This is a genomic window from Anaerofustis stercorihominis (assembly GCF_005844425.1).
GTDB classification, from domain to species: domain Bacteria; phylum Bacillota; class Clostridia; order Eubacteriales; family Anaerofustaceae; genus Anaerofustis; species Anaerofustis butyriciformans.
This window is the reverse complement of record NZ_SPHL01000048.1, coordinates 1-10,876: the sequence shown is the minus strand read 5'-3', so window position 1 is coordinate 10,876 and position 10,876 is coordinate 1. Positions and strand designations below refer to the sequence as shown.

The following is a 10,876-nucleotide window of genomic DNA, read 5'->3' as shown; positions in this document are numbered from 1 at the left end:
GTATGAACGCTATCCCCTTTTTTTGTTAAAAACCCTCTTTGCACATTGTATGCTGCTCATTAAATCTTCGCATGCATTTATATATACTTTTACATAATCTTCTTTAATTAATACTGTTATATCAACCTTTTGTTCAAAAGCTTTAGGATAATAATAATCAATATTCAAAGGAGTCATATCCGTAATAATATAATCAATATCTTCTCCATCTTCAATATCTACCATATTTTTATCCATTTGACTTACAGTAAGTTCATTTACACCTTCAATTTTCTTTTCTGTAAGTTCATTATTATGGAATTTACAAATTTTTATTTTTCCTGTAAAAGAATCTATTTTTACTTTATCAAGAGAAAATACGATAGATTTTACTATTGTATTAAAAACTTTTCTTTCACTTAAATCAGAGTAAGAAGCTAACATTTCTTTTACTAAATTCAAATGAGCTTTTATTCCCATACTTACAGAATTATGTGTATGAGTTTCAATTACAACTTGATTTTGTTTTGTATCTTCTTCTTCAACATCTACAGGTTCTTTATTAATTACAACAGAACTGCTTGTGTCATCATTTAATGTTATTATTACTCTTCTTCCAAAACTTTCATTTATTTCTCTTTCAGTATCAGGATAATCATCAGGATCTTCTTCAAAAGGAACAACAACTTGATGAACTACATTATTTTCAACAGGAACAACAGGAATTTCTTTACCTTCCTCATCAAATTCTTTAGAAACAACTTCTTCAATTATTGGAGAATACTGAGCTTGTTCGTCTCTGTTCATCTTTTCAATACTATCGCTTTTTTCTTCTCTTTCTTCTCTTGTTTCTTCAGGTGTTGTATATTCACTTGTTATAGTATTTGAATTTTGATCGTAATTTACAATTATATCTTTTGGAGCTTCTCCCTCATCATCATAAATATCATTTTGATGTTTTATCATAAATTGAATTATATCAGAATCTGCATTGTCTATTTCTTTTGAAGGTTTTTGTGTATTTGTATTTGTATATATAGCGTTCGATTCTTCATCAAAGTTATCTATATCTTCTTCACTGTTTATCATATTTATTCTTTGTTCCAAAATCTTGAACTCGTCATCTTCATTCATTTTTTTTACAAAAACATCATCAGATATTTCATTATCAACTTTCTTTTTATCTCTTAAATATTTTTCAATATCACTAGCTTCAATACGTCCGTTTTCGCCGCTTCCTTCGATATCTGATAAATCAATTCCCAAAGCTTTAGCTAACTTTCTTGTTGCGGGACTTGCTTTTTGTTTTGAATTTCCTAAGTTTGTCATATGTATACCCCTTTCTGAATTAGTATTCAACCAATTGCATTATTTTTTCTAATAATTTTCCTGAACTTGGGAGAATTTCTTTTGCTTTATCTGGATTAAAAGGAAGGAATTTATCATCACTGCACATTCTTACTATTGGAGCTTCTAAATAATCAAAAGCTTCTCCTTCTGCAAGAGTTGCTGCAATTTCACTTCCAACAGAACAGCTCTTATAACTTTCAGATATAATAATCACCCTACCGGTCTTTTTAACAGATTTTATAATTGTATCAAAATCGATAGGTTTTATTGTTCTTAAGTCAATCACTTCAACTTTTACATTACTCATATATGCAACATCGCTTGCTTTCATTGCTTCCTTTACCATACTGCCGTAAGCAATAACTGTTATATCTGTTCCTTCTCTTGTAATATTAGCTTTACCCAAAGGAATTTTTTCTTCTTTGGTTTCGCTTATTTCACCTTTTGTATCATATAGATTTTTATTTTCAAAAAATATTACAGGTTCGTGTTCCATAAAAGCACTTCTAAGCATTCCAATAGCATCTTTTGGATTTGAAGGATAAAGAACTTTTATTCCAGGAAAATATGAAAGAACAGACTCAATAGATTCATTATCTTGTATACCCGTATAACCGCTATAACCAATAGGACATCTTATAAGAAGACTTCCCGGTATATTAGTTCCCATTGCAGGAAGTTTTGATGCATAATTTACGATTGGATCAAGAGATCTAAGTAAAAATTTACATCCCGGAACTTCTGTTATTACATTAAATCCATTTAAACTAAGTCCAACACTTGAACCTATATAAGCATTTTCACTTACCGGAACTTCTATAATTCTTTCTTCCGGAATTTGAACATCAAATCCCTTACTAACTTTGTATTCTCCCCCAAAAACACCAATATCCTGAGATACAAAAACACTATTTCTGTTTGTTCTTAATTCGTAAAGAAGAGTATTTTTTATAGCTTGTTTAAAAGTTAATTCTATCATTATTTATCCTCCCCAAAGAAATCAAATTCAGAGTCATCATCTGTATCTATTTTAAGCATGTTATGAAGTTTGGAGATATTATTTGAACTGTCTCCGTCACTTATATCTATTATGTTATCATCACTATTATCAGGCATACTAAAAGGTTTGGATGGAATTTCTTCTTTTTGATTTATACTGTCATTTACTCTTCTCATGTATTCATTGATTATTTCATCGTCAACATTATATTCAAGCAAAGCTTTTTCCTCATCAAAAGGTTCTTCTTGTTTATTTTCTATTACCTCTTCATTATAATTGCTTTCATGTTGCGTTCTAAGGCTTTCATAATCTTCACTATCATCATAAGAAGAATTTACATATTGGATATCCTCATCTTCATATCCATCTACAATATTATAAAGTTCATCATCTTGTCCTGCACTGTTTTCATCTTGATATTTTTTTTCTTCTTCGTCTATTTCTTTAAATATATTATCAAGAACAGTTTCGGCGTCAGCAATATATTTTTTCTCTTCTTCTGTTACAATATCTTCCTCTTCGTATTTTGCATTTTTCTCAGCTTTTTTCTTTAAGCTGTCTCTAAAATCAACATCTGCAAAACCATCAGTATTTGATATTAAAGTATGAGTATGTCCATTTTTTAATATATCTTCAACCTTAATTTCTTCTTTAGGAGAATCATCTCTTTCAGGGAAAATATTTTTAAGCTGTCTTATTTCTTCAAACACTTTATCATTTGCTCTTATTTCTTCTTCATCACCAAATAACTCTTCATCATCAAATTGAATTGAAGATTTAAGTTTTGGTTCTTCTATCATAACAGACGTATCGGCTTGTTTTAAAAATTCCTTTTGTTCTAGTAAAGCTTTTAGTTCCTCTTCAATTTGAGTTTTCTTTGATATTTTTTCTTCTTCTTTTTCTTTTATTTCTTCTTTTTTAATTTCTTTTTCGCTTAATATTTTATTTATGATACTGTCCATTTCATTGGAAATGCTGTCTTTCATCATTTGAAGATCATCGTCAACGCCTACCATATTGTTAAGCATATAATTACTTAATTGCTTTATAGGACATTTTTCAAGCCATGCTCTAAGTTCTTTTGAACTTCTGTATAAAGCTTTATCTGCCAAATGGTGACCACTGAAGCGATAAGTTTTAGCTTCGAGGATAATAGGTCCTTTCCCTCCTCTTACATAACTTGCCGCTGTAAGCATTGCTTCATACATATCAAGAACATTATTTCCGTCAACAATAATTCCCGGAATTGAAAAACTACTGCCACGAGATGCAATATCTTTTACTGTTGATGTTTTTGCAAAACTTTGTCCTTTTGCATAAGCATTATTTTCAACAAGATAAATAATAGGAAGTTTGAACATTGAAGCCATATTTACACTTTCAGAAAATACACCTTCATTTACTGCGCCATCTCCTATAAAAGATACTACAATATTATTTGTATGGTGTATTTTTTCTCCCATTGCAACACCAGTTGCAACAGAAACATTTCCTGCAGGAAGAGCAGAAGCTCCATAGATATCAGATTCTGTATCTGCGAAATATCCGGGACCTGCTATACCATCAGTATATCCTCCGTCAACTCCCATTATCTCTCTAAACATTTTTTCTATATCCATTTCAAGACATATTGAAGCAGCAAAGTTTCTGTGAGAAGTAAAAACTTTATCTTTTCCGTTTATTGCTGCCATAGCTCCTGCGCTTACGGCTTCTTGCCCTATGGATAAATATAAATTCGTATGTATTTTTCCTTGTTCATATAAATCGGCAAGTTTTTCTTCAAAAACTCTAACCTTTAACATCTTATAAAATAACTCAACAATTTTTTGGTTGTTTATATTCATTTTTACCCCCTATTTTCTGCTGGATAAAATCTCTTGAGCATAGATTAAATCTTCCGGTGTTGTTATTTTTATATTATTATAAGAACCTTTGATTATCTTTACTTTCAAGCCATATTGTTCTACCAAGTATGAATCATCAGTTCCCAGTATTCCTTTTTCTTCAGCATTTTCAAAAGCTGCTTTTAAAATATCAGCTTTAAAAACCTGTGGTGTTCTTATATTATAAAGTGTACTTCTTTCTACTGTTGCAGAAACAAAACCCTTTTCATCAGCTTGTTTTACCGTTTCTTTTACAGGTACCCCTAGTACACAGCCTCCAAATTTTTTTGCACCTAAAACAGTGTTAATTATTTCTTTGTTTGATATAAGAGGTCTTGCTCCATCATGTACAGAAATAATAGTACATTTTTTATCTACTTTTTTTACTGCATTGTATACAGAAGCTTGCCTTGTACTTCCTCCAACAACGATTTTATATGGTTTCTTTATTTTATATTCTTTTAAAACTGTATTTTTAAATAATTTTTCCTCATTTGCGGCAACAACAACAAGAATTTCATCAATATATGGACAATTATCAAAAGCCATTATTGTATGGGTAAGTATAGCTTTATTATCAAGTGAAATATATTGTTTATTGATACTTTTCCCCATTCTGGTTCCTCTGCCTGCTGCGGGAATAATTACACTTACAAAATCTTCGTTCATATCTTACTCCAACCTTAGAATAAATAATATATTATTATATCATATTTTCTTCCATAAAGGAAAAGTAATTATCTTTACCTATTATTACATGGTCTAAAACCTTTATTCCAAGAAGCTCTCCTGCCTCACAAAGCCTTTTTGTCAAAACTTTATCTTCATTTGATGGCATAGAATTCCCGCTTGGATGATTATGTACAAGTATAATAGAATTTGCATTCTTTTTTATTGCATTTTTAAATACTTCTCTTACATGAACCAAAGATGTATTTATCGTTCCAACAGAAATTAAAATACTATCTATAATCATATTCTTTGTATTAAGAAGAATTACCTTAAAATGTTCTTCGTTTAAAAACGACATCTCATAACTTAACAAATCTAAAACATCTTGGGTACAAAAAATATATTTGGCTTTTTCTTTTTTTAAATAAGTTCTTGCGCCCATTTCAATGGAACATAAAAGAGTTGTTGCTTTTAAATCTGTCATCCCGGGATTATCTTTAATCAATTCTTCTTTGGTTATACCCACTAAATCGCTTAAGGAGCTACCGTATCTTCTTATTATATTTTTCGATAACTCAATCACACTTTTGGTTGAATCACCTTTCCTTATTAATAAAGATAAAAGCTGTTCATCACTTAAACTGACAACTCCTTCTCTATTCATTTTTTCTTCTATTTCATTAATAATATTTTTATCATCTTTCATATCTTAAAACTCTTTTAATATATCATAAAGTGTACTTATGCTTAGCCCAACAACATTAAAGTAATCACCGTTTATTTCTTTGATAAACTTGCTTGCAAGTCCTTGTACGGCATACCCTCCGGCTTTATCGTACGGTTCAGACGTATTTATGTATTCTTCTATTTCTTCATTTGTCATTGTTTTAAATGTAACAACTGTCTTTGTAAAAGTCTTTACAACTTTGTCTTTATTCATAACACAAAGCCCGCTTATAACATAATGAGACTTACCTGACAGCTTTGTTAACATATTCCTTGCATCATCTTTATCTTTTGGTTTTAAAAGTATTTCGTTATCTAAATAGACCACCGTATCCGCACCTATTACAATACTGTCATTATGATTTTTAAATACGCTTAAAGCCTTTTGATATGCAACGTTTTTTATATTCTCTTCAATGGATAATAGTGAATCAAATTCTTCATCGCAATCAGAAACAATAACATCAAAAGGAAAATTTAGCATACTTAAAATTTCTTTTCTTCTCGGTGATTTTGAAGCTAAAATAATGTTTTTCATAAAAATCCTCACTTGTGATAACTATACCAAAAAACAAGGCTTCTTTCAAGCATTATGCTTTTATTAAAGTGCGTTTAAACTATATGTTTTACAAAGATTTTATAGTATAATTCCTTAAAAGCGTAAAATAAAATTAAAATTAAATAAATTTTATTTTGTGGACTTTCATATTCTTAAATGGTATAATAACTCGTTGTTAAAATTTGAAGAATTTTATATCTTAGAGGTAAAAATTTATGAAAGCTGTTGTTCAAAGAGTAAAAAATTCAAAAGTAAGCGTTAATAACAAAGTTATTTCCGAAATTGGAATAGGTTTTAATGTTTTATTTTGTGCAGAAGAAAATGATACATTTGAAGATGCTGATTATTTAATAAAAAAAATATCAAATTTAAGGATATTTGAAGATAACCAAGGTAAAATGAATTTATCAATAAAAGAAGTAAACGGAAGTATGCTTGTTATATCTCAGTTTACTCTTGCCGCAAGCACAAAAAAAGGAAACAGACCAAGCTTTACAAAAGCAATGGAGCCTAAAAAAGCAAACGAACTTTATGAATATTTTATGGATGGAATAAAAGAAGAAGGCATTGACGTTAAAAAGGGTGAATTCGGGGAGGATATGCTTGTAGAAATAAATAACGACGGACCCGTTACCATCATATACGATACTAACAACAAGGAGTAACTATTATGGGTGAAGAAAGATTAGACGTTCATGAATTTTTACAAAACGATTTAATGATAGATAATATCTGTAAAACAAAAAGAATTCTTGGAGTATTTGAAGACGAGATATATTGTTATTTCAAGGGTGATATAGCCGATACAAAATCTGTTACTTATTTTATAGAAAAAATAAATAATACATTACCAATAAAAAAAGTAATAGTAAGCGAAATGACAGATGATGCAATTCAAACTTATTTGGTCGAATATTTTACAAAAAACAACATATCTTTTAAATTTGTAACGGATTACAGCGATGAAGATCAAGCTTATATGATTGTAATATGTGAAGAAGACATTCAAAGAGAACCTTTATTATACGAAACAGATATTCCTAAAGGATATCTTGAAAACTACGGAAAAACTCTTTGTAAAAAACATATGGCAATTTTACAAGAACTGGACCCTGATATGGTAAAATATTATAAAAAAGAAAGCTTTCTTACAAAAGGGAGCTGTATTCTATGTAAACTTGAAGAAAGGAAAAAATAAAATGGATATTAGAGCTTTTCAACTTGGCCCCGTAGGCACAAATTGTTATATTGTAACAAAAAATGATAAATCAATCATAATAGATCCCGGTCATAACGATACTAGACTTATTGATTATATAAAAAAAGAGAACTTAAACATTGAAAAAATACTTTTAACACACGGGCATTTTGACCACATTGCAGGAGTTGATATGGTAAGAGAGGCAACAGGTGCCAAAGTATATATTCATGAAAATGACAGCGAAATGCTTTCTAACCCAAATAAAAACGGTTCAGCTCTTATGATGGGAATGAATATCACAATAAAAGATGCAGATGAATTTGTTTTTGACAAAGAAAAAATAGACTTTGAAGGAAGCACAATCGAAGTTATTTTTACTCCGGGACACTCTAAAGGCGGGGTTTGTTATAAAATAGATGACGAAAACGTAATTTTCTGTGGAGATACTTTATTCTACCGCTCAATCGGAAGAACAGATTTATATGGTGGAAGCATTACTGAGCTTGAAAGTTCAATTAGAAATAAAATTTATACTCTTGATAAAAATTACACTCTTCTATCAGGACATGGAGAACCTACAACAATAGAAGAGGAAAAGAAACTAAACGGATTTTTCAGAGCATAAATGAATATAACAACAGACAATAACATAAAAGAAATTCACGTTCGTGAAATATTACAAATATTTTACCCTGAAGAGTATAAGAATATCTATATGAAATTATACTCAAAGGGTAATTTTATTTATTTAGAGTATAAAAACAATATCTATAAAGAAGAAATTAAAATATCTGAAAAAAATACCACCAAAAGACTTGTTTATAAAGTTTTAAAAGAAGAAACAAAAAAATCATTCCCTTACGGAGTTTTAACAGGAGTAAAACCCATTAACATTTTAAATATGTATAAAGACAAATCAAAGGAAGAAATAATACATATTCTAAAAAAATACTATTTTGTAAGAGAAGATAAAATAAAACTATTAATTAAAACAAAGCAAACACAAAAAGAACTTATAAACGATGATTTGGCAAGTTTATATATCCATATTCCCTTCTGTCCCAAAAGATGCTCTTACTGTTCTTTCCCTTCAACAATATTAAAAGAAGAAAACAGCATTCTAACAGATTATACAAAATGCTTAATAGAAGAAATAAAATCCATAAGCAACATTTTAGATAAAACACAAACCAAACTAGATTCCATATATATAGGAGGAGGAACTCCCGGAATACTAAACGAATATAATCTTAAAATGTTAATGGAAAATATAAATAAATATATAAATACAGATATTGAATTTACTTTTGAACTTGGAAGAGCAGACCTCGTAAGAGAAGAAAAGCTAAAAATATTAAAAGAAAACAACGTAAAAAGAATTTGCCTAAACCCGCAGTCATTTAATGAAGATGTTTTAAATTTATGTAACAGAGGAATAAAAAAAGAAGAATTCTTTAAATCTTTTGAACTTATAAAAAAATACGACTTTATTACTAACTGTGATTTAATCATGGGATTAAACAAAGAAGATATTATATCCTTTTTTGATGAAGTAAAAACACTTGTAGATTTAAATGCAGACAATATAACAATACATACACTTGCACTTAAAAGAGCAAGCGAATTAAAACATATAAAATTTGAAAATGAAAATTTTTATTCTATTCAAAAGAAATGCTTTGATTTGCTTGAAGAAAATAAATATAATCCATACTATTTGTACAAACAAAAGCAAAGTTTATGTATGGGAGAAAATGTTGGATTTGCAAAAAAAGATAGAGAATGTATATACAACATAAAAACAATGAAAAATAAAAGTAGTGTAATTGCTCTTGGCGCCGGTGGGGCAGGAAAAGTATATGTAAAAAATGAAGATAAAACATATAGAGTTGATACAACAAAAGATACAAATATATATATAAAAGAAATATCAAAAATAATAAAAAGAAAAGAACATGAATATATTTCTTTATTAAAAAAATAAAACGCCTAAAAAGGCGTTTTTTTTATTCTACTACCACACTGGTATCGCTTAGCGAATTTGTTATAGTTACTTTTGCACCTTTTCTCAAGGTTACTTCAGCATTTGTTACGGCATCAAATTCAACAACTTTATCATTTATTGAAAGTCTTATTTTTCCCGTACCGCCTTTTTTGGCTTTTATATCTTTGTAAACCAAAGCTTCTAAACCAACCGTATTTGCAGAGAAAATAGCATCATGTTTAACCATTAAATCAACAGCATATTCAACAAGAGCAAAAATAACAAGTCCTGTAAAACCAAGCAGTACACTTATAACAAAACTTGGCTTCATTGTGATGTTATTTTTAAGTGTCTGCATTCCCATAAATCCAAATACAAGTAAGAAACCTGATATAGTAAAAATAGAAAAGTATCTTACAGTTAAAGATTTACTTAACTTATTAGAACTTAAGGTTAAAATTGAAGGGTTATTATTTTGAACTATATTTTCATCTAAATTCGGTTTACCCTTATTTATTTTTATTCTTCTTATTTTAAGTAAAGCAAAAATAATTATTCCAACCAAAGCCACATACACACAACATAGATATATTGAATTAAGAATCTGTGGCGACATCATAAAATAATCCATAAAACTCACTTCCTATTTAAAATTCATATTCAACCAATGTATGAACATCGTATGCTTTTAATTTATCTCTTGCATTTAAACCTGTAAGTTCCATTAATGCAACTATTGCAACAACTTCTCCCCCAAGCATTTCAACAGCTTTTGCACTCGCTTCTAAAGTTCCACCTGTTGCAATAAGGTCATCTATGATTACAACTTTATCACCTTTTTTTATAGCATCTTTGTGAATTTCGATTGTATCAGTGCCGTATTCAAGGTCATAAGTATAACTTAATGTTTCAGCAGGTAATTTACCAGGCTTTCTTACAGGAACAAAACCTGCACCTATTTTATAAGCTACAGCAGTTCCGAAAATAAAACCTCTTGATTCTGGTCCTACAATTAAATCTACATCACTTGGAATATAGTCACAAAGTCTGTCTATTGTTTCTTTTAAAGCATCTTTATCTTTTATAAGTGTTGTTATATCTTTAAAACTTATTCCTTCCTTTGGAAAATCTTCAATTACTCTAATTTTACTCTTTAAATCCATTAATATGTCCCCAATCTAAAATTTAATTTTTTCATTATATTAGTATTATTTATGTCTGATTTTTTTGTTATCTTATTAAACGACAGACTAAGTTTATCATTTTTAAGAGAATAATTCAATATATTCATTTCTTTCATTATATCAAGTGCAAGTCTTACTGTAAAATAATTTATTTCAACATCACTTTCATTTCTAATATTTTCCATAAACTCGTAAATATCATTTGTAGTATACATCAATATCTTAAATTTCTTATACAAATATAAGAAAAATTCTCTTGTAATTCTTACACTTTTTAAATTCCTTGATGTTTTCAAATATTTATATGAAGTATTTTCAAATACATCATTGTCAAAATC

Annotated in this window: 13 protein-coding genes; 4 read left to right on the top strand and 9 right to left on the bottom strand. The window is 28.9% G+C overall.

Annotated features, from left to right (window positions below):
• Window positions 1-9 precede the first annotated feature (9 nt).
• Genes FGQ49_RS09410 through FGQ49_RS09385 form a run of 6 tightly spaced genes read right to left on the bottom strand, consistent with a single transcriptional unit; the run spans window position 10 to window position 6,148 of the window.
• Entirely contained in the window at window positions 10-1,308 is a 1,299-nt protein-coding gene (locus FGQ49_RS09410; RefSeq protein ID WP_138269614.1) for an E3 binding domain-containing protein, read from the bottom strand.
• Between the two features lie 19 nt (window positions 1,309-1,327).
• The gene (locus FGQ49_RS09405) at window positions 1,328-2,308 is read right to left on the bottom strand and encodes an alpha-ketoacid dehydrogenase subunit beta (protein WP_138269613.1); all 981 of its coding nucleotides are present in this window, start codon (window positions 2,306-2,308) and stop codon (window positions 1,328-1,330) included.
• Window positions 2,308-4,173, bottom strand: a complete 1,866-nt coding sequence (locus FGQ49_RS09400; protein ID WP_138269612.1) for a thiamine pyrophosphate-dependent dehydrogenase E1 component subunit alpha — start codon at window positions 4,171-4,173, stop codon at window positions 2,308-2,310. Before FGQ49_RS09400 ends, FGQ49_RS09405 begins: the two co-directional genes overlap by 1 nt.
• Window positions 4,174-4,182: 9 nt before the next feature.
• Entirely contained in the window at window positions 4,183-4,881 is a 699-nt protein-coding gene (gene ispD / locus FGQ49_RS09395; RefSeq protein WP_138269611.1) for a 2-C-methyl-D-erythritol 4-phosphate cytidylyltransferase, read from the bottom strand.
• 34 nt (window positions 4,882-4,915) lie between these two features.
• Window positions 4,916-5,590, bottom strand: a complete 675-nt coding sequence (radC, locus tag FGQ49_RS09390) for a RadC family protein (protein ID WP_138269610.1) — start codon at window positions 5,588-5,590, stop codon at window positions 4,916-4,918.
• A 3-nt stretch (window positions 5,591-5,593) separates the two neighbouring features.
• Window positions 5,594-6,148, bottom strand: coding sequence for a Maf family protein (locus tag FGQ49_RS09385; RefSeq protein ID WP_138269609.1), 555 nt, complete (start codon window positions 6,146-6,148; stop codon window positions 5,594-5,596).
• A 236-nt stretch (window positions 6,149-6,384) separates the two neighbouring features.
• Here FGQ49_RS09385 and dtd point away from each other — a divergent pair, with 236 nt between their 5' ends.
• Genes dtd through hemZ form a run of 4 tightly spaced genes read left to right on the top strand, consistent with a single transcriptional unit; the run spans window position 6,385 to window position 9,354 of the window.
• Entirely contained in the window at window positions 6,385-6,834 is a 450-nt protein-coding gene (gene dtd / locus FGQ49_RS09380) for a D-aminoacyl-tRNA deacylase (protein WP_138269608.1), read from the top strand.
• A 5-nt stretch (window positions 6,835-6,839) separates the two neighbouring features.
• Window positions 6,840-7,367: a hypothetical protein gene (locus tag FGQ49_RS09375; protein ID WP_138269607.1), complete on the top strand. Its 528-nt coding sequence runs from the start codon at window positions 6,840-6,842 to the stop codon at window positions 7,365-7,367.
• Between the two features lies 1 nt (window position 7,368).
• Window positions 7,369-7,995: an MBL fold metallo-hydrolase gene (locus FGQ49_RS09370; RefSeq protein ID WP_138269606.1), complete on the top strand. Its 627-nt coding sequence runs from the start codon at window positions 7,369-7,371 to the stop codon at window positions 7,993-7,995.
• Window positions 7,996-9,354 carry a coproporphyrinogen dehydrogenase HemZ gene (gene hemZ, locus FGQ49_RS09365; RefSeq protein WP_138269605.1) on the top strand — a complete coding sequence of 453 codons (1,359 nt, stop codon included), beginning with the start codon at window positions 7,996-7,998 and terminating at the stop codon, window positions 9,352-9,354. It begins immediately after the preceding gene.
• A 22-nt stretch (window positions 9,355-9,376) separates the two neighbouring features.
• On the opposite strand, the gene FGQ49_RS09360 is transcribed toward hemZ, so the two are convergent.
• The 3 genes from FGQ49_RS09360 to FGQ49_RS10425 all read right to left on the bottom strand — a co-directional run.
• Window positions 9,377-9,985, bottom strand: a complete 609-nt coding sequence (locus FGQ49_RS09360; RefSeq protein WP_138269604.1) for a hypothetical protein — start codon at window positions 9,983-9,985, stop codon at window positions 9,377-9,379.
• 16 nt (window positions 9,986-10,001) lie between these two features.
• On the bottom strand, window positions 10,002-10,517 hold the full coding sequence (locus FGQ49_RS09355; protein ID WP_138269603.1) for an adenine phosphoribosyltransferase: 516 nt from the start codon (window positions 10,515-10,517) through the stop codon (window positions 10,002-10,004).
• Window positions 10,517-10,876, bottom strand: a 360-nt coding sequence (locus FGQ49_RS10425; RefSeq protein ID WP_171020668.1) for a hypothetical protein, incomplete at its 5' end; no start/stop codon positions are given. The genes FGQ49_RS10425 and FGQ49_RS09355, both read right to left, overlap by 1 nt.